Here is a 25,900-nt window from a genome sequence, read left to right on the forward strand (position 1 = left end):
CACACAGCGTTTCATACCCGGTACTGTTTCAAACGAGCGCGCCGCACTCATGCGCCCGAGAGCGTGTGATCCGCGCGCGTTGCGTTCCTCTTTCCGAAGGAACCTCCGCTGCCGCAAGGTAGCTTGGCCCAAGCTCTTAGAGGTTTGGGCTTTTTTTGCGTCTGGTCCCGCGCGGATGATCGATGCGGTGTCGCTAAGCGAAAACCGTGCTGCCTGTCAGAGCCGTTCGCCGTGAATATAGAACTCGAGTTGCTGAATCGTGAACTGCTGTTCCGCGATGATGTCCTTCACGAGGTCGCCAATCGACACCATGCCGACCAGCCTCTCGTTGTCGATGACAGGCAGGTGACGCATGCGCCGCTCGGTCATCAGCGCCATGCACTCTTCGGTCGTCTGGTCCGGACGAACGAAGCGCACCGCCTTGCTCATGATGTCGCGCACCGGCGTCGCCTTCGACGATCGGTCCATCAGCACGATCTTGCGCGCGTAGTCGCGCTCCGTGATGATGCCGGCGATGCTGTCGCCGTCCGTCACCACCAACGCGCCGATGCCTTTCTCGGCCATCAACCGGATCGCCTCGTAGACGGAATCGTCGGCGCCGATCGTGTAGACGTCGGAGGGGTTCGGTTTCGTTTTAAGAAGCTGTGCAACGCTTGTCATGGAGCGGCTCCGTTTCGCAATGCAGCACGCCGAAGTGGCGCACTGTCGTGAGGGACAGGCGATACCAGTATAGGCGCGACGCGCGCCCGCGGTACACCGGGAATACCTCGGGCGCGCCGGACGATGCGCGCTGGATTGACGCGGTCCGCGTCGGCTTGTTTCGGGTCTCGGGGTCGTGTTTCGCCTGATGCGCGTGTCTGGTGCGGCTTGTCGCGGGGCAGCGTCCCGTGCAAGCGAAGGGGCATCCGCGTGCTGCATGCGGATTAGCGGTAAACTCGCAGTCCACACCTTATCCCCGGCTCGGCCGGGTTCATGCCAGCACCATTGTTCAACGCCATGCTCACGTCTCAGGATCCATCGCCCGCAGCGGACGGCGCCGTCACCGGCGAATGCGTCGTGCTCGACGCCACCGCCACGCTGCCCACGCGCTACGGCACGTTCACTTCCTATGTGTTTCGCGTGGTCGACAGCGGCGCCGAACATCTCGCGCTCGTGATGGGCGATGTCGCCAACCAGTCGTCGGTGCTGACGCGCCTGCATTCGGAATGTCTGACGGGCGACGTGCTCGGCTCCTATCGCTGCGACTGCGGCGAGCAGCTCGATCTCGCGCTGCGCTATATCGCGGCAGAGGGTTGCGGCGTACTGCTGTATCTGCGCGGCCACGAAGGACGCGGCATCGGTCTGTCGAACAAGATCCGCGCGTATGCGCTGCAGGAGCAGGGGCGCGATACCGTCGAAGCCAACCTCGATCTCGGCCTGCCCGACGATTCACGCGAATACGATTCGGCCGCGGGCATCCTGCGCACGCTGAAGGTCACGTCGGTGCGGCTGATGAGTAACAATCCCGAAAAGTTCGACACGCTGTCGAAGCACGGCATTCCGGTGTGCGAGCGTGTCGCGCTCGCGATTCCGATGCGCGAGGAAAACGAGCGGTATATCCGCACGAAGCAGCTGAAGTTCGGGCATTACTTCGACGAGAACGAATAGCCATGTTTTCAGGCTTGTCCCGGTAAGCCCAAAGGCTTGCAGGATATACCGCAAGTATCTGAATTTTAAGTAAAATATTGACGCTTCGCTTACCCCAAAATTGTGATGCTGGCGTACGTTTTTGTGCCGTTGTGCAGAAACCTTCCGAGTCTTTCGATTTCCTCGAGTCGTACCGGTCGACGCCGGCGCCTTCGCATGGAACTGGGTAGCGCCCGGCATTACGCACTTGATGCTGGTCGTCTTCCTGAAAACACCGCGAATTGGTGGAGGGAAGTTCTGAGAGGGCGACTGAAGAGCAAACGGCGCAAGGTCGAGGGCAAATACACCGGGACCCAGAAACGAGTGCTATCGGCAGATGAACTGGGTACATTGATCCGGTGGCTGCCGAACTTCAGTTTGACTGTGGCTGATGCATTGACGCTCTACCTTTGGACCGGCACGCGTGGTGGCGAGATCGTCGCTATGGAGAGCACGGAGATTGCGGAGGAAGCGGACGGTCTCTGGTGGACGATCCCGAAACAAAAGCCCAAGGGGCTTCATAACGAGAGAGCAACGGATCTGCGCGTGCCGCGCGTAGGGCGCGCCGAGGTCGTTGTGCGACGGCGGCTGGATCAGGGCCGCCGGCCTTCAATGCTTCAGGCAAGTGTCGGCGTTCTTCCATGTGCAGACGTCGAGTCCGGTGTGAATGACCTGAGGTACCGACTTCCCTTCCGCGAGGTCACGCATGACCATCGCGGCGCGGTAGCCCATTTCCTCGGGCCGCTGGCCGACGAGCACATTCACCTTGCGGTCCTTGAGCGCTTGCAGTTCGGGCCCGAGCGTATCCGCCGAGACGATCACGAACTTGCCGTTCTTGATCTTGTCCATTATCGGCGCGACAACCTGCGAAAAGGCCTGCGGCGCAAAGAGAGGCCAGCCGCCCGCTAGCAGAAAGGCGTCGAGACCGGTAGGGTTGGCGGTCAGCGTGTCCTGCATCATCTGGTTCGCCTTGGCGGCGTCGTCGTTCACGTAAAGCGGACAGCCACTGATCTCATGCCAGCCGTTCTCGCCAGCGAGCTTCGTGATCCCTTTCTTTCCGGAGAGCACGTCGCGCGCGCCCTGGGCCCGCTGGTTGATGTTCTCCGCTGCCGGATTGCCCATCACCAGGCAGACATTGCCGCCTTTCGGCATCAGCATCTTCAACTGCTCGCCAAGCTTGGCGCCCAGTTCGTAGTTGTCGGTGCCGACATAGCTCTTGCGCAGTGACGCATCCTTCGGCAGCAGATCGGCATCCGCAGTGATGACCGGGACCGATCCGCCGCGGCGGCGCAGCACCTCTCCCACAGCCGGCGCGTTCGCGGGCGAGATCGCCATGCTCGCGACGCCCTTGGTCAGCAGGTCGTCGATGATCTGCACTTGCGCGCTCTCGTCCGCGGCGGTCGCGGGACCGGTGTAGTAGCAGTTGTAGCCTTGCTTGTTGAGTTCCTTGTTCGCCCGTTCGCATCCTTGATGCATGAGGTCGAAGTACGGGTTGTCGAGACCCTTCACCACCAGCGCAAGGGTCTTATCGGCCGCGAAGCCCGGGGACGCCAGCATCGCGAGTCCTCCAGCCGCAGCAAGACACATCCACAGTTTCTTCATTGCTTCCTCCTGTTCGGCGCCGGCTCTACGGTGCCCATGTCGGCCTGCACAGTCTTCATAACGATCCAACGTCAGGCCCGAAATCGGAACTCGGCCTTGGAGCGGATCCTCGCGGTCTTGTGAACCCATGCGTGCGGCAGTTCCGCGCCTAATCCGGCCGCACCCGCTTCCCGCGGCACCGGCCGGGAAGCGGCCGGCGCGTCCAACGACATTTCAATCTCCTTGCCGCTCGCCACCGAGCCTGTTGAAGAGCACCGCGACGACGATGAAGCTGCCGACGACCGTGCCCTGCCAGAACGCGTCGACGCCGAGCAGGATCAGGCTGTTGCGGATGACCTCGATGAGCGCCGCGCCGACGATCGTGCCGAAGGCGCTGCCAACCCCGCCGATCAGATTGGTCCCGCCGACCACCGTAGCAGCGATCACGCGCAGTTCGTCGCCCGTGCCGAGGCCTGTCGTCACCGCGCCTAGCCAGCCGACTTCGAGAATCGCCGCGACGCCCGCCATGAGGCCGCAGAGCATGTAGACGGAACAAACGATGCGGCGCACCGGTACGCCGGTGAGAGTCGCCGCATGACGGTTGCCGCCGATCGCGAACACGTAGCGGCCCCAGCGCGTCCAGCCGAACGCGAACCAGAACAACAGCCCAAGCAGGATCAGGAACCACACCGGATTGGCGACGCCGAGCGTCGCGCCGCCGCCGAGCGCGAGGAGCTTGCTCCCGTCGGGGCCGAAATCGAAAATGGTCCGGCTGCGGGAGATCACGAGTGCGAGGCTGCGGCCGACGCTCAGCATGGCGAGCGTCACGACGAAAGGCTGCATGCCGAGATACGCGATGAGCAAGCCGTTGACGAGGCCGACCAGCCCGGCGGTCAGTAGTCCCATGCCGATACCGGCCCAGATCGGGTAGCCCGCGTTCATGACGACCGAGAGCACGATACCGCTGATGCCGATCGTCGAGCCAACCGAAATGTCGATGCCGCCCGTGACGATCACCGCCATCATTCCCAGCGCCACGATGGCGACGAAGGCGAAGTTTCGCGTAACGTTGAAAAGATTCTCGGAGGTCGCGAAGGTCGAGGTCGCGAAAGACAGGGCGATACAGGCGACGATCGTTGCCAGCACGACCCAGAACACCTGGCTTGCGAGCAATCCCGACCAGCGAGTATGCGTCCTCGCGGACTGTGGATCATCGAGCAATGGCGGCATTGTAGGGGGCCTTCGCGGCGCGTCGTTCAATGTGGTGGCTCCGATGCGAGGCAGGTTCAGGCAGCGGCGATGGCGCCGGTGATCAGTCCGGTCACTTCTTCCGGGGAGGACTCTTCGGCCTTCTTGTCCGCGACCTTGCGCCCGCGCCGCATGACAACCACCCGGTGGGCGACGGCGAATACGTCAGGCATGCGGTGGCTGATGAGGATGACGGCGATACCGTGTTCGGACAGGCGTCTGATGAGATCGAGCACCTCGACGACCTGGCGCACACTGATCGCGGCGGTCGGCTCGTCCATGAGAACGAGCCTCGCTTCCGAGAGGCGCGTGCGGGCGATGGCCACCGCCTGCCGCTGTCCCCCCGACATTTGCCTGACGAGGTCGCGCGGGCGCGTCTCGGACTTCAGTGCCTTGAACAGTTCACCCGCACGCCGATACATGGTCGCGTGATCGAGCACGCGGATAGGCCCGAACCCGACCCGCAGTTCGCGGCCAAGGAAAACGTTGGCGGCTGCCGTCAGGTTGTCGCAGAGCGCGAGATCCTGATAGACGACTTCGATGCCGCGCGCGCGCGCGTCGACCGGCTTGTTGAAATGCACGGGATTTCCATCGATGAGAATTTCGCCGTGCGAAGGTGGAAAGTTGCCGGCGACGACCTTCACCAAAGTCGATTTCCCGGCCCCGTTATCGCCCATGAGCCCCACGACCTGACCTGGCTCGAGACTGAGCGTCACGTCGATCAGGGCCTGAATGGCGCCGAAATGCCTGGAAACGCCTCTGAGCTCAAGAAGACTCATGGACAGTCGTGCTCGCTGGGTGGAGGCGTCCATGGCATTGGCCGGACGGCCAGTAGACACGCGAAGGAAGTAGATGTTTTTTAGCGCACGATAGGGCATTTAGCAAGGCACTTTAGCTACCTGTCGAACGTACCGCCGAATCGGAAGGCGCGTCCAGTGCGGCTCCGCACGAAGCGGCGAGCGGTGGCCGCTGAGGGGCGTCGAGCCACTCGCGTCCATCGGAAAATGTCCTCCAGCGGACTTCGCGCCACAGTCGCCGCTCCTGGCATGATAAGAACGATCGCCCCAATTAAGGCAGGCCTGAAAGCTTGTGGCGCGTCCGTGCGAGGGTAATCACCCATTAGCCCAAGCGGTCTTGGATGTCTTGAGAATGGGTCGTACGGACACGGGCTAAAGGGCTGGCACGCGGAGATCGTCGCTGGCGCGCCGGCCGTCGACGGATGCTCAACCCTGGCGCCGCTGCATGATCACCAATCTGGCGATTTGGCCGCTCCGCCAACCAGTGGCGTCTGTTGAACCTGAAACTGCCCCAGCGCCCAACCGAATGACTCGATTTCCCGCTTATGCAGCATCGCGAGCTTCAGCAGACACCGCTCGCCTTTTTCCGTCAGATGGACCTGCACAAGTCGCCGGTCGGAATCGTCGGGGCGACGCTCGACGAGCCCGGCGGCTTCGCGGTCACGTGGCTGGTAAGCCGCTTCGCACCGGAAGCAAAAGGGCATGGCGTGCTACAAGTGATGGACGCGATCTATTTCGGGGGCGGCGTGATCCGTCCGGTCGTGGCGGTCGTCAAGTCGCTCGCATCGGCCATCGCTACGTCGAGTGCCCTTGCAGTTGAGACACATCTCACCGATTTGAACCTTCAATACAACCAACGTGCGACTTCACGCGCTCGTGAGCCCGCGGAGATGGGCAGGCGTCGAACAAACCTCAAGACCACCGGCCGGCCGACTCAGTTAGGCAAGTGGCGTGGTTGTACCTTAAAAGTGGTCGTTGTGGTCAGAGAAGCTCGAACCGTGGTTCAGGGTTGATCGCGTTGAAAAAGGCCGTGACCCGACGGTATCGCTGACGGTATCAACCTCTCAGTGGTCCGGCGTAAGCTTTGGCGTAGGTTTGTACGAGAAGGCTCGCCCGCGTCACTATTTCGACGAGAACGAGTAAACCCGCTCGATAAGCGGGTTGGTGGCGGCTTGCGGCGCGGTGCTTGCCACCAGGCCGGCACCTTCAGCGCCGCTTGACCCGCCCGCGGCTTATGACTGAGAACCTAGGGCCTGTTCACGCTAATAACGGGCTTGCGCTGGCCGCCAGAAGGGCCGAACGCAAGGATTGCGACGCAACGAATACCCGACGTATTCGCAAGGAGTATGACGCGGCGATCGGCCCTTCTGGCGGCCAGCCCCTTGAAGGTTTTTTTAAAACAGGGGAACGTGCCTTTCCGCCCGTATTGCGGCGTCGGTCGTCGCTTGTTTGGCTCGGCCAAACGGCGCTCCTCTCTCCTTGCACTACGCGCGGAAAGGCACGTTCGCAAGCCCGTTATTAGCGCGAACAGGCCCTAGAACACGCCGAAATCGTCATTGCTGTCGGGAATCGCGGCGAGCAGATTGGCAAGCGCGCGCCAGCCCATGAAGCTCGATAGCCTTATCGCTATGCGCAGCCAGCGCTCGGCGCGTGAGCTCGGGTGCGTTGACGGTGTTGACGGTGTTGACGCTACGCACTGCATCCGTCGCATTGCGTTTTTCGTTGATCTGGCGTCGATCGATGCGCGAAGCAACGGGCAGGTCTGCATGCTGTCTCTCCAGTGTTGAACGCCTTCGACGCTGTTCGCGCCGCGCCACGCCGTCCGCTTGCCGGACATCCACGCGGATCACCGCGCCGCCGCTGCCGTACCGGCCACGCCCGATAGCAGCGCCTTCAATACCTGTCGCAACGTCGTGGCGCCGAAGCGTCGCTCGCTGATATTCGCCTCGACGTCGATGCGTCCAGCGTTGTGCGCGTCGTACAGATCGACGATCAGTTGGGCGTGCCGCTCGCCGAGCCCGGCGCCGCGCAACACGGCACTCCATTCGTCGCGCGGCACCCGGTGGGCGATGACCGGCCGCCCGGACAGTTCCGCCAAGGTACGCGCGACGTCGAGCGCGCTTACCCGCTCTTTCCCTTCGATACTGACCACCCGTGGCGTCGCGCGCGAAGGCCCTTCATCGAGCAGCAACTGCGCGGCAAGCTCGCCGACGTCCTGCGCCGCGACAGTCGGAAACAGCTTGTCGAGCGGATCATGCAGACTCGGCAGCGCGCCCCGGCCGAGCGCGACCGGCAGCACGCGTGCCCAGTTCTGCATGTGCTCGGCGGCGCGCAACAAGATCAGCGAGGACGCGACGGTGCGCAACTGCGTTTCGAGGTAGTGGAACAGCGTCGTGATGCCGGTGCCATCCGCGTGCTCGGCGCCGTAGTCGGATAGCGCGAGGAGCCGCGGTGGCGCGCTGATGCGCAAAGCCGCGACGCCCGCGTCGATGATGCGCCGCATGGCGGCCGCGGGATCGTCATGCGCTCCCGGCACCGGACAGAGCCATTGCACTGCCTGCGCGCCGTCGATCGCGCGCGCGACCCGCTGTGGGTCGTTCAGGTCGGCGATCGCGATCTCGCAGCCGATTGCCGCGAGCGCTTCGGCTTGCGTTGCGTCGCGCACCACCGCGCGTACCTGGTGGCCCGCGCGACGCAAGGCGGTTGCGCTCGCGTGTCCCACGTGACCGGTCGCTCCGAAAATGACGAACACGTTGTGCTCCTTTTGAGGATCGCTATGACGTGATGGTACGGACGCGGTGCTCCCGAGGCGCTCAGATCTGGATGACTTTGCGCAGATCTGGATGATTTTTTACGCCGATGCCGCGCAGGTCGCGCGAGTCGCGTTGGCTGTTCGCGAGCTACGAAATTCCGTCACGCCGGCGAACCTGCCAAAAACGCCGCACAATGCAGGCATCTCGCCGTCATTCAGCTCACTCAGGAGACAAGCGATGAACGCCGTCACCCCGATTCCCGCGCCTGCGCCGCACAGCGGCTCGCGCATCGCCGTGCGCACGAGCAGGGCGCTTGGCTGGCAAGGCTTCGGTGCGGAGCTGGTCAACGTGTCGGCCGGTTTGCATCGGATGTCCGCGTTTCGCCATCATCGCGTGGGCGTGCACGTTGGAGCGCCGGTGACTGCGCGCTGTCTGTGCGATGCGCGCCGCCACACGCGGATTCAGGCGCACGGCGATGCCGACGTGATCCCCGCGGGGCTCGAAGGTCAGTGGAACGATGACGCCGCCTGCACGATTTTCAGCGTCTGGTTTGCAGAGGACTTCGCGCGACGGACCGTCGAGCAACTCGCGTTGAACTCGGCCGACGCGCAGCTGCGTCCGCGCTTCCAGATGCGCGATCCGCGCTTTCAGCATCTCGCCTGGGCGCTGCGCGCGGAGCTCGAAGCGGACGATGCGTCCGATCCGCTCTACGCCGAAAGTCTGTGTACGGCGATGCTGGTGCGTCTGATCGGCGTCGAACCCATGCCGGGCAACCGGCGGCGTACGCTCGCGCCGCGCACGGCCGCACGTGTGATCGAGTTTATCGACGCGCATCTCGATCAGCGTCTGACGCTCGACGAGCTCGCCGCGCAGGCGCAACTGAGCGTGCCGCATTTCAAGGCGCTGTTTCGCGACACGCTCGGTGTGCCCGTGCATCAGTACGTGGTACAGCGCAGGGTCGAGCGCGCGCGAACGCTGCTGCTGCAAGGACGCCTCAGCGCAAGCCAGATCGCGCTCGAAACGGGCTTTGCGCATCAGAGCCATATGGCGCACTGGATGTCGCGTTTGCTTGGTGCAACGCCGCGTGAACTGCGCGGCGCCGCGCGCGATGACACGGCCATGTCGGGGCAGGAGAAGACACGACGTTGATGCGCGAACCGCGCGGCGCGGAACGCATCCGCTTCAACCGGGCGCGGCCCCCGTCAACTGCGCGTAGACATCATGCGCGAGCTGCAGCAGCTCCTTGCGATCGATCCCACCCGACACCGCATAGCCAAAATCGCCGTCGACCCAATAGAACACGTTGACGGGCCCCGCCTGATACAGCTTGAACGCGGTCGTATTCGCGTTCTCGCGACGATGCGAGATGCACAATGTGACGCGCTCGCCGTTCGGTCCGCGATACATGAACTGGGCCGTCGGACCGTCGTCGCCGGGCAGCAGGCGGCCGCCTGACAGCATGAATCCGCTCCTGGACAGCATCGGCGGATGGACCTCGGTGCCGAGCCGGTTCGCGAGCCATTGCACGAAGTCCTGCTCGCGATCGGCGCTCATGTCGCCCGGCCGGTCGATCGCCGGCATGTAGACGACGTGCGCGAGCGCCGCCTGGCGCGCGAAGCCCTCGGCGCTGTCCGCGCTGACCGGACGATTTCCGGCTTGCGTTTCGGCCCCTGGGTCGGTTCGATCGATCGCAACCGGTGGAATCAGATCGTTCCTGTGCATGCCGATGCCCACGCCGAGCACGAGCGCCGCGGCCATGCCCGCGAACTGCGCGGCAAAACGCGGCCAGTTCGCGGCCGCTCGCGCGCGGCGCGGCGCACCGGTCTGCAGACGCTTCGGCACGGGCTCGCTGAGCACGCGGTCGTAGCGCTCGTGAAGCAGACCATTGAGCGAAAAGTAATCGCTGACGCGCGCGGCCAGCTCCGGATTCTGTTCGAGCGCGCGCTCCACCTCGTCACGCCGCTCGCCGGACAGCGTGCCGTCCACGTACGCGTGCAAGTCTTCTTCGCCGATCGGCATTTGCGGCTCGCTCATCGCACCACCTGTAATTTCGCACCGGGCTGGGCGCCCGCCATCAAAGCCCGCAGCCGTTCGCGTCCGCGCGAGAGCCGCGACATCACCGTGCCGATCGGAACGTTCAGCGCGAGCGCGACATCGGCATAGCTCATCTCCTCGAGACCGACCAGCAGCACCACCTCGCGCTGTTCGACCGGCAGCCGCTGCAACGCGTAGTCGAGGTCGCGCATTTCGAGCGAACGCGTCTGGCCCGATGGCACCGCGAGCTCGCTTTCGGCGATGCTGTCGTCGTCGACCGCGACGTGGACCGCGCGCGCCGACGCCTTGCGCGCCTGATTCGCGAAGACGTTGTGCATGATGGTGAACAGCCACGCGCGCAGATCGGTGCCCGGCTGGAACAGACGGGTGCGGCCGAGCGCGCGCTCGAGCGTGTCCTGCACGAGGTCGTCCGCGAGCTCTCGATTGTTGATCAGCGCCCGCGCATAGCGCCGCAGACGCGGCACGTGCTCGATCAGCTCGTCACGGACATCCATGGTTGATCCCGGTCAAGGGGCGTGGGGGTGGCATCGGCTTCACTCGCGTCGGGATCGATACGCGCCGGGCCGGTCGCGGAGGCTTCCGTCGCACGATGCGTTCGAACTGCAAACACCTGTCAGCGCATTTTATTCCGCGAGGGCCGCGCGCACCGGCGTCAGCGCGCGCTCATCACGTCGGCGGCGCGCATCAGGCCGTGGGTGCGCGCATTGCCCGCGACGACGAAACGCTGCCGCCGCGCGGTCCACGTCAACAGCCGCAGCTCGCCGATGCGGCGCGCGGCCCACTGTGGCTCTTCCCGCGCAAACGGCGCCGCGGCCGACAGCACGACCACCGGTTGCTGATCGCCGTTCAGATAGACGAGTTCGTCCGCGCGCTGCAATGGCCCGAGCCGCAGCACGCGTTGCTCGACGAGGCGCAGGCCGATCGCGCCGAGATCCGGCGCGGCTGGATCGACGCGCGTCGGCGATGCCGAGGAAAAGGGCCGTGCGGTGGCTTCGGCGAGCGCCATCACGGCGGCATTATCGAGCGCTCGTGCCGACACCTGAGTCGCCAGGAGCCAACCGCTGATGGCGCTCAGCATCAGCGCGAGCGCGACGAGCGCGACGAGCGTTCGGCGTGCGCGACCACCCGGTTGCGGGCGCATGCGCAGCGGGCGCGATCCGCCGAGGTGCCCAGGCGCGGGCTCCTCGGCGGTCTGAAACGTGGCCTGGATCTGTGCGTTCAAGCGGTCGTAAAAGGCGACACGCCGTGCTTCCGCCGGATGCTTGCCGAGATAGTCGCGCAGCGACGCGGCGCGCTCGGGCGTCAGCGTGCCGTCCGCATAGGCCTGGATGTCGTCTTCGGAGGGCGGAGCGCCGGAGGGGCGGTGAGTCGAGGTCATGATGATGCGCGGTCTTGATTGCTGCTATCGGACGGCAAACACGGCGGCGGGGACATTTATTCCCCGCGCCGGCGATGTTTTTTTCGCGCCGCCAATACAGGAATAAACGCTGCCCACCCGTGGTTCTCCCTGGTGCGAACCCGCACAACTCTCCAAGGAGTCGATCATGAAAAAGCTTTCGTTCGTTGCTTTGTCGTTCGTCGTTCTCGCCGCTTCGTCGAGCGCGTTTGCGCAGGGCAAGACACGTGCTCAGGTGTACCAGGAACTGATCGAGGCGCAGCAGAACGGTCTCGACTACATCACCGACGCGTCGTATCCCGATGTCAGTCCCGTGTTCGCACGTCAGGTCGAGCAGCGCAAGCAGGCGCTCGCCGCGCAAGCGGCGGTCGCCGCGAGCCACGTCGCGAACTCGGGAGCGCCGGCCGTTGGCACCCATTGAAGCAGCATCGGCCACTGGCGCGCGAATGGGTTTGAATGTGCGCGCCAGGGCCGGATGGAATAGACCGTAGCGAGGCGTGTTCGCCCGTACGTTGGTCGATTCGTCGATCGAATCATCGATCCATCCGGCAAGGAGTTTCCGTGACACCACCCTTCGAACCCAAACCCAACCCCGCCGGCTCCGACCCGCGGCCGATCTGCGTGCCATGCCGGCTCGCCGCGATCGGCGCGGTCGCGCTCGCGCTCGCGGGCGGCTTCGCCTTCACCGCGGGGTGGCTGACGCCCGCGCGTCTGACCGCCCCAAGCATCATCGATACGTTCGAGGCGGTCGCGGGCCCGCATCCCGGCTATCGACGCAATCACGCCAAGGGCCTGTGCGTCGACGGCTATTTCGACAGCAACGGCAATGGCGCGGCGCTGTCGCACGCGGCAGTGTTCGCGCCGGGCCGCACGCCGGTGTCGGGTCGCTTCGCGGTGCCCGGCGGCAATCCGTCCGCGCCCGATACGGGCTCGCCGGTGCGCAGTCTCGCGCTGCAGTTCCGGCTTCGCGATGGCGAACAGTGGCGTACCGGCATGAACTCGACGCCGGTGTTCGCGGTGCATACGCCAGCGCAGTTCTATCAGCAATTGCTGGCCACGAAGCCCGACCCTGCGACCGGCAAACCGGACCCCGCGAAGCTGAAGGCGTTCTACGCGGCCAATCCCGAGACGCAGCCGTTCCAGCGCTGGATCAAGTCGCACGCGCCGTCGTCGAGCCTTGCGACCGCCACGTACTACGGCATCGACGCGTTTCTGTTTACCGATGCCCACGGCACGACGCGGGCCGTGCGCTGGGCCGTCGTGCCCGACACGCCTTACGCGCCGATCACCGCGGCGCAGCAGGCCGAAAAGAACTTCCTCGCCGCCGATCTCGACGAGCGTCTGCAACACGGACCGTTGCGCTGGCATCTGCTGTTGACCGTCGCGCAACCGGGCGACCCGACCAGCGACGCGACGCTGCAGTGGCCCGACGACCGCCAGCGCGTCGACGCGGGGACGCTCGTGATCGAACGCACGACGTCGCAGGAAGACGGCGCCTGCCGCGACATCAACTTCGATCCGACGATCGTGCCCGACGGCATCGCGCCATCGGACGATCCGCTGCTCGCCGCGCGCTCTGCGGCCTACGCACAGTCGTTCCAACGCCGCACGCGCGAGGAGGCGCTGCATCCCGAGATCCATCGAACCCAGCCGAACGGAGAGCCTTCATGACGCGCACCCGCACTCACTTCAGTCCGCTCGCGCGGCTGCTGCACTGGACGATGGCGCCGCTGATCGTCGCGATGCTGTTTATCGGCGTGGGCATGGTGGCGACGGTATCGCGTGCCCATGATGCGTTGGTCGCGCTGCATCGGCCGCTCGGCATCGCGTTGCTGCTGCTCGTGCTGGTGCGGCTCGCGGTGCGCGTAATGCGCGGCAGTCCGCCATTGCCTGCGCGCATGTCGAAGCCGCAACGAATCGCGGCGCATGCGTCGCACCTCGTGCTGTACGGGCTGATGCTCGCGATGCCGCTGATCGGCTGGGCGATGCTATCGGCGGCCGGCTATCCGGTCACGCTGTTCGGTCCGCTGCATCTGCCGCCGATCGCACCGCACGACGTCGCGCTGTTCGCGCTGCTGCGCGCGCTACATACGTGGCTCGCGTTCGCGTTGTTCGCGACGGTGCTGCTGCATCTGGCGGCGGCGTTGTTGCATGGGCTGATCCTGCGCGACGGGGTGTGGGGCAGCATGGCCCGCGGCGGACGCTAATATGGGTCGAACCGCGGCTTGACCGGGTTGCTCCCGAACTGTCCAGATCGCCCGCCCTGGCGATTTTCGTCCAACGCGTAAAATGGCCGGTTATCACTGGCAAATCGCAACTGGACAGAATCGGCCGGGCGTCGCGCGGCGCCCCGTCATGGTCCACGCGCGCTTGCCTTCGCCGGTTTGAACAGGAATGCACGCGGATGTCATCAGTTTTCTTCGATCGGGAAAGGATTGCGGAATGGCTCGGTGAGCGCACCGTCGCCAAGGCGCGCTCGGTGGGCGCGGTCAGCAACGTCAAATGGCAGGGGGACACGCTGTCGGGCGACGTGCAGGGCTCGCAGCCGCGGCCGTACCTGACGCGGGTTCGCTTTCGCACCGATGGCGGCTCGCCGTCGGCCGAAGGCAAATGCACGTGCCCGGTCGGCCGCAATTGCAAGCACGTCGCGGCGCTGCTGCTCGCGGAACTCGACTACCACGACGAGATGGATCACATCACGCAGGTCGAGGACGGCAGTGACCCGGCGACGTCGGAGGTGTTCATCGCGCGACCGATTACGGTGCCGGGCGCGCCGCCGGCGCCATCACCGTCTCCATCTTCATCTCAAGGTGTGCGACCCGAACTGGTCAGCTGGCTCGAGCGTTTTCGCGCGCGCGCCCGCGCGGCCGACGCCGCCGAAAAAGAAGCCACCCGGAAGCTCGACGCCACGCGCAAGGAAACGCTCGCCTATCGGCTCAACTGGTCGCGTTTTCATATGCGCCACGAAGTCGTGCTGCATCGTGCGCGTTGCGACGCGGACGGCGTGATCGCCGAAGTCGGCGACAGCTGGGGCGACGTCGAAGGCGCGCTGCTCAGGCAGCCGCGCTTCGTGTCCGACGAAGACCTGTCGATCCTCCGCGGCCTATGGCTCGGTCGCTCGCGCGAGGACCTGGGCCAGTTCGTGCTGCGAGGCACGAGTGGCGCGGAAACGCTGCAGAAGCTGATCGCGACCGGGCGCCTGTTCTTCGACTTCGGGATCGCGCCGGGCCAGGCCGGACCGACGCCGCTCGCGCGCGCCGCCGACCGCCTCGGGCGCATCGAATGGGAGCCGCTCGCCGACGAACGCCTGCGCCCGGTACTGCGCACCGAACCGCGCGCGAGCATGGTGCTGCCGACCGAACCGGTCTGGTACGTGGACGGCGTCGCCAACGAGGCGGGCGTCGTGCCACTGTCGCTGCCGTTCCAGCAACTGCCCGACTACCTCGCGATGCCGCCGATCTCGCTCGCCGAGGCGCCGCTCGTCGCGTCGGTGCTGCGCGAGATCGCGCCCGAGTTGCCACTGCCGCCGACCCACGACGCGCCCGCGATTCGGGTGATCGACGTCGAACCAGTGCCGGTGCTGACGCTGAACAGCCATGCGCTGCCCGGCGCGGGGAAGGGCATCAAAACGGCGAAAACCGCGAAGGCCGCGAAGGCCGCGGAGCGCAAGTCCGCTGCGGTAGAACTGGCCGCCGTGAGCTTCGACTACGACGGTGTCAGCATCAACGCCGACAGCAGCGTGACCCTGGTGCCGCTGCCGGGCGGCGACGTGATTCACATCCGCCGGCGCTACGACGCCGAGAAAAAGCGTCTGCTGGAATTGCGCAAGACCGGTCTGCAAAAGGTGCCGACGCGCAACCTGCATGCGTCGCGTCTGTTGCCCGACACGATGCTCGGTCTGCCCGACACCGACGCGTGGTCCGAGTTCGTCAACGACGCGGTGCCGGATCTGGTCGCGAAGGGCTGGCGCGTGAGGATGGCGCCCGAGTTCCGCTACAACGTGATCGAGATCGACACGATCGACGGCACCGCGCAGCAGGCTGGCGACGGCTGGTTCGATCTGGAGATGGGCATCCGCGTCGGCGAGCGCAACGTGCGGCTCGAACCGCTGCTGGCCGATCTGTTCCGGCGCGACCGGCGCTGGCTCTCTGGCGCGCTGGAGCGTATTCGAGACGACGAGCCGATCGAGCTGAAGACCGAGGAGAACAAGCGCCTGCGGTTGCGCGCCGATCGTCTGAAGCCGGTGGTGCGCGTGCTGGTCGATCTGTTCGATTCGCTCGGCGGCGCGCTTGCCGAAGGCGCGCCTCTGCGCGTGCCCGCGGTCGATGCGGGTCGGCTCGATGCGCTGCACGACACCGGCCGCTGGCAGTTCAGCGGCGACGATTCGATCCGCGAGCTCGCACGCCGTCTGCAAGCCGGTCCGGGCCTGCGCGAAGTGCCGGTGCCGCGCGGGCTGAAGGCCGAGCTGCGCGGGTACCAGCACCAGGGCCTGAACTGGATGCAGTTCCTGCGCGAACAGGATCTGGCCGGCGTGCTCGCCGACGACATGGGCCTCGGCAAAACCGTGCAGACGCTCGCGCACGTTCTCGCCGAGAAGGAAGCGGGGCGGCTCACGCATCCCGCGCTGATCGTCGTGCCGACCACGCTCGTGCACAACTGGCGCGAGGAAGCGCGCCGCTTTGCGCCGGAGCTGAAAGTGCTGGTGCTGAACGGGCCGCAGAGAAAGGAGCGTTTCGAGCAGATCGGCGAAGCCGAGCTGATCCTGACCACTTATGCGCTGTTGTGGCGCGATCAGAAGGTGCTCGCCGAGCACGACTATCATCTGCTGATTCTCGATGAGGCGCAGTACGTGAAGAACGCGACCACCAAAGCCGCCCAGGCGATTCGCGGCTTGCGGGCGCGGCATCGGCTGTGCCTGACGGGCACGCCGCTCGAGAATCATCTCGGCGAGCTGTGGTCGCAATTCGATTTTCTGCTGCCGGGCTTTCTCGGCAGCCAGAAGGACTTCACGCGACGCTGGCGCAATCCGATCGAAAAGAACGGCGACGACGTGCGCCGCGCGTTGCTCGCGCGCCGCATCCGGCCGTTCATGCTGCGCCGTCGCAAGGACGAGGTCGCGAAGGAGCTGCCGCCGAAGACGACGATCGTGTGTCCGGTCGATCTCGAAGGCGCGCAGCGCGACCTGTACGAAACAGTGCGCACCGCGATGCAGCAGAAGGTGCGCGCGGCGGTCAGCGCGCAGGGGCTCGCGCGCAGCCACATCATCGTGCTCGATGCGTTGCTGAAGCTGCGCCAGGTGTGCTGCGATCCACGGCTCGTGCGCACCGCCAGCGGTATCGCGGACAGCGCTGCCACGGGCGGCGGCGAGCGCGCGATGCGCTCGGCCAAGCTCGATCTGCTGCTGTCGATGCTGCCCGAGCTGATCGAGGAGGGACGCCGCGTGCTGCTGTTCTCGCAGTTCACCGGCATGCTCGCGTTGATCGCCGAGGCGCTCGACGAAGCCGCGATCCCGTACGTCATGCTGACGGGCGACACGGCCGATCGCGTGAGCCCGGTCGAGCGGTTCCAGCAGGGCGAGGTGCCGCTGTTCCTGATCAGCCTGAAGGCCGGCGGCGTGGGGCTGAACCTGACCGCCGCCGACACGGTGATCCACTACGACCCGTGGTGGAACCCGGCCGCCGAGAACCAGGCGACCGACCGCGCGCATCGGCTGGGACAGGACAAGCCGGTATTCGTGTACAAGTTGATCGCAGCCGGCAGCATCGAGGAAAAGATCGTCGCGTTGCAGGAGCACAAGGCCGGGCTCGCCGACAGCATTCTCGCGGAAGATGCGGCCGGCGCCGCAAAGTTCTCGGACGACGATCTCGACGCGCTGTTCGCGCCTATGCCGGACATCGAAGGCGCGCGTTGAACGCGCCAGCAAGCGACCGAACGAGGCAACGCAGACGGGCCACGCAGACACGCAAGGGAAATCTGACGCGCAGCAGCAACACCAATGGGGGCCACACTGTAACAAAGCGTCTGTGTATGTAAATTACCGTCGATGAGGGCTTCAACTCATACCAATTTCGAACTCGCGCTGTGTAGGACTTGCGCGTTGCGCGCGGCTGGTGCGGCGCGTAATAACTACTTCGCCAACGGTTACAAAGGAAGTTCTTTCATCTTGAGCACGGCTTTTTCCCGAGCTAACTTGACGTTACTCGTGCGGTTAGACCCCGGCGAGCGCGTGTAGTGTTTATGGGCGGCGTTGCTTCGACAGGGGCAGCGCCGCATTTTTTTGCCGGCGGCCCTAACGCTGCGCATCACCCGCTGACGGTCCGCCTCGCGGCGCGTCATCGCGTCGGCCAACAATGTGAAGCAGTGGAATGCCTCATGCAAAAAGACGGCTTTGAGTCGCTCGCCCGACCAAGCCGACTGTCTCGAATGACAACTCGACCGGGACAAAATCTAACAATGTTTAAACGATTTCTTTTGAGATTATTCTTATACTGAATACGCAATTGTTAAATAAGAGTACCTGAAGGGAATCTTAAGGCCGATAAGCGGGCGTGGTCAAAAAGCCGCTCCAGCAAGGATCTGCCGTCCGCAGTGTCACTTCCTCCCGGGCGCCGGCTAGTGGTGGCAGACCAGAAAAACCTGAAAAGCGCGTCAGCCGTTTCTGATTAGGGTTTTTCGCGACGGATTGCCGGTACACGGCAAACGGGAAGAAAGAAGGTTTTCGATTATCATGATCTGCCCTGCATAATCGCTATGGAAATTGCATTTATGCGCTGATTTCCGCTTCATGAAAGCGGCGTCATGGCGGGGTACGGCGAGGGACCATTAATCAGAAAGTGGCAGCCGGAATTTTTTGGAAAGCCGGATCGGCGGTGCTGCGCCGTCATCCCGGTCGTCAGCCGGTATACCGGCCGTCAGCCATGAAGGCGCTGTTGCGTTGTGGGGTGTTATGAGAATTGCAGTCCTCGATGATGATTCGGCTCAGGCCGACCTTGTGTGTCAAACGCTGTCCGCCGCTGGACACGTCTGTCACGCGTATGGCGCAGGGCGCGAACTCGTGCGCCAGTTGCGTCGTCAGACGTTCGATCTGCTCGTGCTCGACTGGAACGTTCCCGACATGTCCGGCGAAGAAGTGCTTCGCTGGGTGCGCGAAAGCCTGTCCGAGCGCCTGCCGGTGCTGTTCATGACGAGCCGCGGCCGTGAAACCGACATCACTTCGATTCTGAATACCGGTGCGGACGACTATCTCGTCAAGCCCGTGTCTGGCGCCGTGCTGCTCGCGCGGGTTGGCTCGCTGCTGCGGCGCGCGTATTACCTGAAGCCGCCGGCAACCAGGGAAGTTTTCGGCGACTTCGAGTTCGACCTGAGCGTCAAGCACGTCGTGGTCCGCGGCACCCCGGTCTCCGTCACGCAGAAAGAGTTCGAACTCGCGCTGCTGCTGTTCCAGCATATGAGCCGGCCGTTGTCGCGCGCACACATTCTCGACGTGATCTGGAAGCAGGCCACGGACATCCCGTCGCGCACGATGGACACTCATGTGTCGATGTTGCGCAGCAAGCTCGGTCTGCGCCCCGAGCACGGTTATCGGCTCACGCCGATCTACGGCTATGGCTACCGCCTCGAGCGGATCGAAACCGACACCCCACCGACCGCCGACGACGAACCCACTGAAGAAGCGGGGGAAGCGTGACGGTCTGCGTGGATGGGGCGGCATCGCGCAGCGCCGCCATGCCCGGCCGCCGCGCCGCCGCGTGGCTTGCCGCGGCCTGTCTGATCGCAACGGGCACGACCGGGTGGAGCGCGCTCGCGCACGCGCAGCCCGCGCGCGGCAAGACCGGAGCGAAGGCGTCGCCGGTCTACGCTTCGTACACGACGCACGAGGGCGACACGCTGTATGACATCGCCGCCCGCTACATGGCCGATCCGACCGACTGGGCGCTGTTGAGCAGCCTCAATCAGGTGCCCGCGCCGCGCCGCATGGCGGCCGGCATCGTGCTGCGTTTGCCGTCCCGAAGGCTGCGCCAGGATCGGGACACGGCTCGCGTGGTCGCGACCAGCGGTCCGGTCGAGCACGCGTTCGACTCGAGCCCCTATCTGCCGCTGAAAACCGGTGAAACGCTTGCCGAAGGCGATCGCTTGCGCACCGGCGCGAACGGGTTCGCGACGCTCGAGCTGCCCGGCGGCTCATACGTGACGGTCGCGCAGAACGGCGAACTCAATATCGAGAGACTGCGGCACGTCACGCTGACCGGCGTCGCCGATCGCATCTTTGAGCTGCGCGCCGGCGAGGTCGAGAGCCACGTCACGCATGCGAAGCGACGCGAAGATCGCTTCCAGATCCGTTCGCCTTCGGTGGTCGCCGGGGTGCGCGGCACGCGTTTCCGCGTCGATTACGACGGCGACACGCAAACCACCGCGGTGGCGGTGCTCGACGGCGCAGTCGGCGTCGATCCGGCCACGCAGCATGGCCAGAGCGCCGCGCCGGCGCCAGGCAGGCCGTTGCAGGCGTCCGAGCAACTGGTCAAGGCAAGCTTCGGCAACGTCACGCACTCGGGCGCCGCGGTCGGCAGTCCGGTCCAGCTGTTGCCCGCACCCGCGCTCGCGCGGCCGGCGCGCGTGCAGGACGGCAAGAGCGTCGCGTTCGACGTCAACCCGGCCGAGCACACGGTCGGCTATCGGCTGCAGATTTCGCACGACGCCGATCAACTGGACCTGGTGCGAGACCTGCGCGTGAGCGCGCCGCATGCCGACTTCGGCGATCTGCCCGACGGCACGTACTTCGTGCGCGTCGCGTCGACCGATAGCAACGGTCTCGACGGCCTGCCGAACGTGTACGCGTTCGAGCGCCGCCAGCTGGGGCTCGACGCTTCGGCCGCGCAGCGCGCGGGTAGCCGCGACTACGAGTTCCGCTGGTTCGTCAGCCGCAGCAACGTGCCGACCCGTTTCCGCTTCCTGCTCGCGAACACGGCCGAACTGAGCCATCCGGTAATCGATCGCCCCGATCTGCCGGGCGGCGAACTCGTGATCAGCGATCTGCCTCCGGGCGTCTACTACTGGACGATCGTCGCCGAGCAGTTCGACAACGGCCGCTTCTACGAAAAGAGCAGTCCGGTCCGCTCCTTTACGCTTGCGCGCTGACGCTGGTAGATTCTCGGGGCCGGCCTGCTGGCCGGTCCGTCCTTCCGTTCCCGACTACATCGTCCCGTGCCCGCCACTTCTACGCGACTGAGCCTCGATCCGCGCGCCCGTCTCGGACGGCGGGCGGGCCGGCGCTTTCTGATCGAGTGGGTCAGCGTTGGCTGTCTCGGTCTCGTGGTGATCCTGCTGACGTCGTTCGGGCGCGTCGGCGCCGGCATCGATCTGCTGGTATACGACCAGTTTCTGAAGCTGCGCGAGCAGCCGCTGCTGTCCGACATCGTCGTCGTCGAGATCGACAACGCGAGCATCGACGCACTCGGCCGCTGGCCGTGGCCGCGCAGCATGCACGCGCGGCTGCTCGAGCAGATCGCCGCGGCCAGACCTGCCGCGGTGATCTACGACGTACTGTTCACCGAGCCCAATGTCGACGACGTCCAGCTCGCCCACGCAATTGCGCTGAGCCCGACCTATCTGCCCGTGCTGCTGACGCCGCCCGATGCGAGCGGCAAGCGCACCGTCGATGAACCCGTCGCGCCGCTCGCGCAGGCTGCTGCCGGGCTCGGTCACATCAATTTCGAAGTGGACAGCGACGGCATCGTGCGCAGCGTCGCGCGCTTCCAGGGCGACGAGCGCTCGCGCTGGCCGCAACTGACGGTGCTCGTCGCCGACGCGGTCGAACACGGCAAGCTGCGTCTGCGCGGCGGGCTGCCGCGGCGCCCCTCGAACGCGCCCGCACGCGGCAGGGACGACGGCGGCGAAGAGCGCTTCCTGATTCCGTTCGGCCCGAACGCCGCGAACTACCCAAAGCTCAGTTTCGCCGACGTGCTCGCCGGCAAGGTGCCGGCCGATCAGTTGCGCGGGCGCATCGTCGTGATCGGCGTGACGGCGTCGGGTCTGTACGACCGCTTCGCGACACCGGTATCGGGCGAGCTCGGTCCGCTGCCCGGCGTCTACATCCACGCGACCGTGCTCGACACGCTGCTGAGCGGCCGCGAGATCCAGCCGGTCGCGCTGTGGATCGTGTTCGCGGCGGCGCTCGGGCCGCTCGCCGCGCTGCTTGCCGGCTTCCTCGTGCTGTCGCCGCGCCGCTCGTTGTTGCTGACCGGCGCGCTGGTGCTGCTCGCCGCGACCGGCAGCGCGCTGCTGCTGTACGGCGGCAGGCTGTGGATCTCGCCGGTGCCGGCGATCCTCGGCGTCGTGATCGTCTATCCGATCTGGAACTGGCGACGCCTCGAAATGACGATGGCGTATCTGCGCGGCGAACTGCAACGTCTCGCCGACGAGCCGCATCTGCTGCCCGAGACGCCGAAGCGCCGCCGCGAATTCGGCGGCGACGTGCTCGCGCAGCACATGGCGCTGATGGCTCAGGCTGCGCAACGGGTGCAGGACATCAAGCGCTTCGTGTGGGACAGCCTCGATAGCGTGCCGGAGCCGATTCTCGTCAGCGACGTGGCCGGCGTCGTGCTGATCGCGAATCACGCGGCGAAAGCGCATTTCGCTCGGCTAGGCGCGCCGATGCCCGAGGGCCAGCCGATGCAGAGCGTGCTCGGTGGTCTCACGCTCGTGAAGACGATCGACACCGGCGCGGTCACGGACAACGAGCGCAATCTGTCCGCGCACGCGCACTGGCCGGCGCTCCTCGATCCGACGCGCGGCGAGTTCGCGGCGCTGATGGCGCAGGGCGTCGAGGTGCGCGACGCGAACGAGCGCGACCATCTGCTGCGCTATGCGACCTGCACCAATGCGCAGGGCGAGACGACCGGCTGGATCGCCGGTCTCGTCGATGTGTCGGCGCTCCATGCGGCCGAGCGTCAGCGCGAAGACGCGCTGCGGCTGCTGTCGCACGACATGCGCTCGCCGCAGGCGTCGATCATTGCGCTGGTCGAGATCGAGCGCGCGCGGACCGAGCCTGCGCTCGCGCGCAGCGTGCTGGAGCGCATCGAACGCTACGCGCAACGCGCGCTCACGCTTGCCGACGACTTCGTGCAACTGGCGCGCGCCGAATCGCAGGCCTATGTGCTCGAGCCGCTGAGTCTGACCGAACTCGTCATCGATGCGAGCGACGAGGTCTGGCCGCAGGCGCATGCGAAGCGCATCGCGCTGCATACGGAATCCGGCGACGACGCCGACCACGATCCCTGGATCTGCGCCGACCGCTCGCTGATGACACGCGCGCTCGTCAATATCCTGAACAACGCGGTCAAGTACAGTCCGCCCGACACGCGCATCGTATGCAGCTTCGCTGGCCAGCCGGCGGCAAAGCGCGCGGGCAGCGAGGCGCCGCGCGTGTCGTGCACGATCCGCGACCAGGGCTATGGCATTCCTGAGGAGCAGCAAGCGGGATTGTTCGAGCGCTTTCGCCGTTTTCACGAGGCGGAGCGGCCGGAAGTGGGCGGGGCGGGACTCGGCATGGCGTTCGTCAAAACCGTCGTCACGCGCCACGGTGGCAGCGTCGAAGTCGTCAGCGCGCCCGGCGAGGGGACGGCCTTCACGATCTGGCTGCCCGCGCTCGACGACGCGCCCCTCGACGAATCGATCGGACCGCGCGTCTGATGCGCCTTTGATGTATTCGATGTACTAGAGAGAAAACAAAAAATGGCAAAGATCGCTCACCTCTGTGCCGCGCTGGCCGCGGCGAGCCTCACCGCTTGCGCGGGCCTGAGCGCCGACGTGCACACCGTCTCCGCTAACGGCGCCGACCGCGCCGTTGCGCTGCAAGGCGAGCAGACCTATTGGCTCGCACGCACGCAGCCGCAGGACGACAGCGTCGACCATCCGCAAGTCGAAAAGCTGTTGCGCGACGAGTTGGCGAAACACGGGTTCGTCGATACGGCGGGCAAGCCCGCGCATTATCTGCTGTCGATGGCGTATAGCACGCGGCCGGCGTCGATCGGCATCGGTGGTGAGGATTGCGCGCCCGCCGATTGCGGCGCGGGCAGCGACGGTCCAGGCGCGCTGTTGTTTGGGCGCAAGTATCAGCACGCGCTGACGCTGCGCTTTTTCGACTACGCGAGCGGCGCCGAGCGCTACAAGGTCGGCGCGGTGTTCATGGATCGCGATGCGGACCCGCTGCATGCACTGCCGTTGCTCGTGAAAACCGCGCTCGCGAAGCTGCCGTTCGATGCGCCGGCCGACTGGCGTGTGAAGCTCAGCATCGACAAGACGAGCGGTGTGCCGAACATCGACTCGATGGAACCGCTGCAGCGTTAAAACACCGCCTCGGATCGCCGGGGCCGCGAGTATCAGTTATTCCTGCGCCGGCTCGTCTTGCGGCCAGCGGTTTTCGAACACGCAATCGGCGAGCGGCAGACGGCTCGCCCAGCGCTCCGTTTCGAGCATCGGCTCGCTATAGAAGGCAGCGACGTGGCCGAGGCACAGAATCGCGACCGGCCGCGCGCCTTCCGGCATCGCCAGTAGCTGGTGCACCGCGTCGACATCGAATAGCGACACCCAACCAAGCCCGAGTCCTTCCGCGCGCGCGGCGAGCCACATGTTCTGGATCGCGCACGCGACCGACGCGAGATCCATCTCCGGCAGCGTGCGACGGCCGAAGACGTGTCGCTCGCGCCCGTCCATCAACGCGATCACCAGCAGTTCCGCGCATTCGCGCATGCCTTCCACCTTCAGCTTCATGAACTCGTCGCGGCGCTTGCCGAGCGCGTCGGCGGTGGCGAGCCGTTCGCGCTCGACGATGTCGCGCAAGCCCGTGCGCAGCGCCGCGTCGGTGATGCGCACGATGCGCCACGGCTGCATGTAGCCGACGCTCGGCGCGTGATGCGCCGCGTCGAGCAGACGCCGCAGCACCGCCGGATCGACCGGATCGGGCACGAAGTGGCGCATGTCGCGGCGTTCGTAAATCGCGCGATAGACCGCATCGCGCTCGGAGTCGTCAAAAGGTTGCGCCATGAAAGAGGGCGGCCGTGAAAGCCGGGTTGGAGGGCCAGTAAGCGTGCATATAGGTTGCCACAATCGGGCCCACGCGGAACACCGCTTCGCCGGGCGCGTCGCTGTGCGCGCGCGTGGCGAAGCGCTGCGGCGCGAGCGGCGTCGCGAGCTTCGAGTAGTGGAACGTGTGGCCGGTCAGCGTGCCGTGGACGCCATCGATCTGCTGCATGCCGAGCGACGTGAAGCGCGTTTGCATCGTCGCGTGACCGGGTAGCAGGCCCAGCATCGGCGTGCTAGTGCCTTGCGCGTCGGTCAGCGTGTCGAGCAGATAGAGCATGCCGCCGCACTCGGCGACCACCGGTTTGTCCGCCTCGACGTGCGCGCGGATCGATGCCGCGCTGGTCGAGTTGCCCGCGAGCGTCGCCAGATGCAGCTCGGGATAGCCGCCCGGCAGATAGAGCGCGTGCGTGCCGGCGGGCAACGCTTCGTCGGCAAGCGGCGAGAAATAGCTGAGCCGCGCGCCGAGCGCTTCGAGCAGCGCGACGTTGGCCGGATAGATGAACGAGAACGCGGCGTCGCGCGCGATCGCGATGTGCTTGCCTTCGAGCAGACGCGGCAGCACTTCGGGCGAGGGCACGCCGAAATCGACCGGGCGCGGCAGTTCGGCGAGCGCGGTCGACGCGAGCGTATCCGCCGCGCGTTCCAGGCGCGCTTCGAGATCGTCGATTTCATCGGCCTGGTGTAGGCCGAGGTGGCGGTCGGGCAGCGTGATCTCGTCGCTCGCGGCGAGGTGGCCGCACCAGCGCAACCCGGGCGGCAGCGCTTCCTGCAGCATCTGCGCGTGCCGAGCGGAGCCGACGCGATTCGCGAGCACGCCGTGGAACGGCAGTTGTGGTCTGAAGCGCGCAAGGCCGAATGCGAGCGCGCCGAAGGTCTGCGCCATCGCCTGCGCGGAAATCACCGCGAGCACCGGCACGCCGAACGTGGTCGCCAGATCGGCGCTGCTCGGCGTGCCGTCGAACAGGCCCATCACGCCTTCGATCAGGATCAGATCGGCTTCTTGCGCCGCCCGCGCGAGCAGGTTGCGACATGCGCTTTCGCCGACCATCCACAGATCGAGCGACAGCACCGGCGCGCCGCTCGCGCGCGCGAGGATCATCGGATCGAGAAAATCCGGTCCGGTCTTGAACACGCGCACGCGACGTCCGAGCCGCCGGTGATAGCGCGCGAGACCGGCGGTGATCGTGGTTTTGCCTTGTCCCGACGCGGGCGCGCTGATGAACAGCGCGGGGCACGCCCCGAAGGAAGTCCCCTGGGGGGACGCCGCGGAGCAAGTCCTCTTGGGGGGCGCCCCGGACGAAGCACCGTTGGGGGACGCCGACATC

The 25,900-nt window shown here is 65.8% G+C and carries 22 protein-coding genes and 2 pseudogenes; 12 read left to right on the forward strand and 12 right to left on the reverse strand.

Annotation, left to right across the window (positions count from 1 at the left end):
* Positions 1-216 precede the first annotated feature (216 nt).
* Positions 217-660 (reverse strand): CBS domain-containing protein, encoded by a 444-nt coding sequence (locus OKW41_RS10715; RefSeq protein WP_429443302.1) that lies wholly within the window; start codon positions 658-660, stop codon positions 217-219.
* A 336-nt stretch (positions 661-996) separates the two neighbouring features.
* Here OKW41_RS10715 and ribA point away from each other — a divergent pair, with 336 nt between their 5' ends.
* Together ribA and OKW41_RS10725 are read left to right on the forward strand one after the other, a co-directional pair.
* Positions 997-1,647 (forward strand): GTP cyclohydrolase II, encoded by a 651-nt coding sequence (gene ribA / locus OKW41_RS10720; protein ID WP_090805969.1) that lies wholly within the window; start codon positions 997-999, stop codon positions 1,645-1,647.
* 149 nt (positions 1,648-1,796) lie between these two features.
* Positions 1,797-2,263, forward strand: a pseudogene (locus tag OKW41_RS10725) (tyrosine-type recombinase/integrase); the annotation flags it as partial.
* An 11-nt stretch (positions 2,264-2,274) separates the two neighbouring features.
* On the opposite strand, the gene OKW41_RS10730 reads toward OKW41_RS10725, so the two are convergent.
* From OKW41_RS10730 to OKW41_RS10745, 4 genes and pseudogenes are all read right to left on the reverse strand, one after another.
* Positions 2,275-3,267 (reverse strand): sugar-binding protein, encoded by a 993-nt coding sequence (locus OKW41_RS10730; RefSeq protein WP_429443305.1) that lies wholly within the window; start codon positions 3,265-3,267, stop codon positions 2,275-2,277.
* 213 nt (positions 3,268-3,480) lie between these two features.
* Positions 3,481-4,476: an ABC transporter permease gene (locus OKW41_RS10735; RefSeq protein WP_429443307.1), complete on the reverse strand. Its 996-nt coding sequence runs from the start codon at positions 4,474-4,476 to the stop codon at positions 3,481-3,483.
* A gap of 56 nt (positions 4,477-4,532) precedes the next feature.
* Positions 4,533-5,372, reverse strand: a complete 840-nt coding sequence (locus OKW41_RS10740; RefSeq protein ID WP_429572457.1) for an ATP-binding cassette domain-containing protein — start codon at positions 5,370-5,372, stop codon at positions 4,533-4,535.
* A gap of 368 nt (positions 5,373-5,740) precedes the next feature.
* Positions 5,741-5,947 (reverse strand): annotated as a pseudogene (locus OKW41_RS10745) (MarR family winged helix-turn-helix transcriptional regulator); the annotation flags it as partial.
* On the opposite strand from OKW41_RS10745, the gene OKW41_RS10750 reads away from it, so the two are divergent.
* Complete coding sequence (locus OKW41_RS10750; protein WP_429572458.1) at positions 5,885-6,304, forward strand: chloride channel protein; 420 nt, start codon at positions 5,885-5,887, stop codon at positions 6,302-6,304. The pseudogene OKW41_RS10745 and the gene OKW41_RS10750 overlap by 63 nt on opposite strands.
* Before the next feature lie 540 nt (positions 6,305-6,844).
* On the opposite strand, the gene OKW41_RS10755 is transcribed toward OKW41_RS10750, so the two are convergent.
* Entirely contained in the window at positions 6,845-7,141 is a 297-nt protein-coding gene (locus tag OKW41_RS10755; protein ID WP_429572459.1) for a hypothetical protein, read from the reverse strand.
* Positions 7,138-8,043, reverse strand: coding sequence for an NAD(P)H-binding protein (locus tag OKW41_RS10760; protein WP_429572460.1), 906 nt, complete (start codon positions 8,041-8,043; stop codon positions 7,138-7,140). The genes OKW41_RS10755 and OKW41_RS10760 overlap by 4 nt, the downstream gene beginning before the upstream one ends.
* A gap of 238 nt (positions 8,044-8,281) precedes the next feature.
* Here OKW41_RS10760 and OKW41_RS10765 point away from each other — a divergent pair, with 238 nt between their 5' ends.
* Positions 8,282-9,193, forward strand: a complete 912-nt coding sequence (locus tag OKW41_RS10765) for a helix-turn-helix domain-containing protein (protein ID WP_429572461.1) — start codon at positions 8,282-8,284, stop codon at positions 9,191-9,193.
* Between the two features lie 33 nt (positions 9,194-9,226).
* Here the strand turns inward: OKW41_RS10765 and OKW41_RS10770 are convergent, their stop codons facing one another.
* From OKW41_RS10770 to OKW41_RS10780, 3 genes are all read right to left on the reverse strand, one after another.
* On the reverse strand, positions 9,227-10,078 hold the full coding sequence (locus OKW41_RS10770) for an anti-sigma factor family protein (RefSeq protein ID WP_429572462.1): 852 nt from the start codon (positions 10,076-10,078) through the stop codon (positions 9,227-9,229).
* Positions 10,075-10,593: a sigma-70 family RNA polymerase sigma factor gene (locus OKW41_RS10775; protein WP_018421072.1), complete on the reverse strand. Its 519-nt coding sequence runs from the start codon at positions 10,591-10,593 to the stop codon at positions 10,075-10,077. Before OKW41_RS10775 ends, OKW41_RS10770 begins: the two co-directional genes overlap by 4 nt.
* 158 nt (positions 10,594-10,751) lie before the next feature.
* A complete protein-coding gene (locus tag OKW41_RS10780) occupies positions 10,752-11,477 on the reverse strand; it encodes an anti-sigma factor family protein (RefSeq protein ID WP_429572463.1) in 726 nt (241 codons plus the stop codon).
* Between the two features lie 166 nt (positions 11,478-11,643).
* Between OKW41_RS10780 and OKW41_RS10785 the strand changes: the two genes are divergently transcribed.
* The 8 genes from OKW41_RS10785 to OKW41_RS10820 all read left to right on the forward strand — a co-directional run bounded on the left by OKW41_RS10785 (position 11,644) and on the right by OKW41_RS10820 (position 23,840).
* Positions 11,644-11,916, forward strand: a complete 273-nt coding sequence (locus tag OKW41_RS10785) for a DUF4148 domain-containing protein (protein WP_184008560.1) — start codon at positions 11,644-11,646, stop codon at positions 11,914-11,916.
* Positions 11,917-12,110: 194 nt separating this feature from the next.
* Positions 12,111-13,166, forward strand: a complete 1,056-nt coding sequence (locus OKW41_RS10790) for a catalase family peroxidase (RefSeq protein WP_429573382.1) — start codon at positions 12,111-12,113, stop codon at positions 13,164-13,166.
* Entirely contained in the window at positions 13,163-13,702 is a 540-nt protein-coding gene (locus OKW41_RS10795) for a cytochrome b (protein WP_429443327.1), read from the forward strand. The genes OKW41_RS10790 and OKW41_RS10795 overlap by 4 nt, the downstream gene beginning before the upstream one ends.
* 197 nt (positions 13,703-13,899) lie before the next feature.
* Positions 13,900-17,406 (forward strand): SNF2-related protein, encoded by a 3,507-nt coding sequence (locus OKW41_RS10800; protein ID WP_429573383.1) that lies wholly within the window; start codon positions 13,900-13,902, stop codon positions 17,404-17,406.
* A gap of 1,035 nt (positions 17,407-18,441) precedes the next feature.
* The gene (locus OKW41_RS10805) at positions 18,442-19,182 is read left to right on the forward strand and encodes a response regulator transcription factor (RefSeq protein ID WP_429443331.1); all 741 of its coding nucleotides are present in this window, start codon (positions 18,442-18,444) and stop codon (positions 19,180-19,182) included.
* Entirely contained in the window at positions 19,179-20,630 is a 1,452-nt protein-coding gene (locus OKW41_RS10810) for a FecR domain-containing protein (protein WP_429572464.1), read from the forward strand. The genes OKW41_RS10805 and OKW41_RS10810 overlap by 4 nt, the downstream gene beginning before the upstream one ends.
* A 66-nt stretch (positions 20,631-20,696) precedes the next feature.
* A complete protein-coding gene (locus OKW41_RS10815; protein ID WP_429572465.1) occupies positions 20,697-23,183 on the forward strand; it encodes a CHASE2 domain-containing protein in 2,487 nt (828 codons plus the stop codon).
* A gap of 42 nt (positions 23,184-23,225) precedes the next feature.
* A complete protein-coding gene (locus OKW41_RS10820; RefSeq protein ID WP_429443337.1) occupies positions 23,226-23,840 on the forward strand; it encodes a DUF4136 domain-containing protein in 615 nt (204 codons plus the stop codon).
* Between the two features lie 36 nt (positions 23,841-23,876).
* Here OKW41_RS10820 and bluB read toward each other — a convergent pair whose 3' ends face one another.
* Entirely contained in the window at positions 23,877-24,536 is a 660-nt protein-coding gene (gene bluB, locus OKW41_RS10825) for a 5,6-dimethylbenzimidazole synthase (RefSeq protein ID WP_429572466.1), read from the reverse strand.
* On the reverse strand, positions 24,520-25,899 hold the full coding sequence (locus OKW41_RS10830) for a cobyrinate a,c-diamide synthase (RefSeq protein WP_429572467.1): 1,380 nt from the start codon (positions 25,897-25,899) through the stop codon (positions 24,520-24,522). The genes bluB and OKW41_RS10830 overlap by 17 nt, the downstream gene beginning before the upstream one ends.
* Between the last annotated feature and the right edge of the window lies 1 nt (position 25,900).

This window comes from Paraburkholderia sp. UCT70 (assembly GCF_050434085.1).
Taxonomy (GTDB): Bacteria; Pseudomonadota; Gammaproteobacteria; order Burkholderiales; family Burkholderiaceae; genus Paraburkholderia; species Paraburkholderia tuberum.

Excerpts from the sequence above, each read along its gene's own strand:
- OKW41_RS10750 (WP_429572458.1), top strand. The coding sequence starts at position 5,885 with ATGGACCTGCACAAGTCGCCGGTCGGAATCGTCGGGGCGACGCTCGAC.
- OKW41_RS10715 (WP_429443302.1), bottom strand. The coding sequence starts at position 660 with ATGACAAGCGTTGCACAGCTTCTTAAAACGAAACCGAACCCCTCCGAC.
- OKW41_RS10830 (WP_429572467.1), bottom strand. The coding sequence starts at position 25,899 with ATGTCGGCGTCCCCCAACGGTGCTTCGTCCGGGGCGCCCCCCAAGAGG.
- OKW41_RS10820 (WP_429443337.1), top strand. The coding sequence starts at position 23,226 with ATGGCAAAGATCGCTCACCTCTGTGCCGCGCTGGCCGCGGCGAGCCTC.
- OKW41_RS10795 (WP_429443327.1), top strand. The coding sequence starts at position 13,163 with ATGACGCGCACCCGCACTCACTTCAGTCCGCTCGCGCGGCTGCTGCAC.
- OKW41_RS10805 (WP_429443331.1), top strand. The coding sequence starts at position 18,442 with ATGAGAATTGCAGTCCTCGATGATGATTCGGCTCAGGCCGACCTTGTG.
- OKW41_RS10785 (WP_184008560.1), top strand. The coding sequence starts at position 11,644 with ATGAAAAAGCTTTCGTTCGTTGCTTTGTCGTTCGTCGTTCTCGCCGCT.
- OKW41_RS10740 (WP_429572457.1), bottom strand. The coding sequence starts at position 5,372 with ATGCCCTATCGTGCGCTAAAAAACATCTACTTCCTTCGCGTGTCTACT.
- OKW41_RS10735 (WP_429443307.1), bottom strand. The coding sequence starts at position 4,476 with ATGCCGCCATTGCTCGATGATCCACAGTCCGCGAGGACGCATACTCGC.
- OKW41_RS10800 (WP_429573383.1), top strand. The coding sequence starts at position 13,900 with ATGTCATCAGTTTTCTTCGATCGGGAAAGGATTGCGGAATGGCTCGGT.
- OKW41_RS10775 (WP_018421072.1), bottom strand. The coding sequence starts at position 10,593 with ATGGATGTCCGTGACGAGCTGATCGAGCACGTGCCGCGTCTGCGGCGC.
- OKW41_RS10780 (WP_429572463.1), bottom strand. The coding sequence starts at position 11,477 with ATGACCTCGACTCACCGCCCCTCCGGCGCTCCGCCCTCCGAAGACGAC.
- OKW41_RS10770 (WP_429572462.1), bottom strand. The coding sequence starts at position 10,078 with ATGAGCGAGCCGCAAATGCCGATCGGCGAAGAAGACTTGCACGCGTAC.
- bluB (WP_429572466.1), bottom strand. The coding sequence starts at position 24,536 with ATGGCGCAACCTTTTGACGACTCCGAGCGCGATGCGGTCTATCGCGCG.
- OKW41_RS10730 (WP_429443305.1), bottom strand. The coding sequence starts at position 3,267 with ATGAAGAAACTGTGGATGTGTCTTGCTGCGGCTGGAGGACTCGCGATG.
- ribA (WP_090805969.1), top strand. The coding sequence starts at position 997 with ATGCTCACGTCTCAGGATCCATCGCCCGCAGCGGACGGCGCCGTCACC.
- OKW41_RS10765 (WP_429572461.1), top strand. The coding sequence starts at position 8,282 with ATGAACGCCGTCACCCCGATTCCCGCGCCTGCGCCGCACAGCGGCTCG.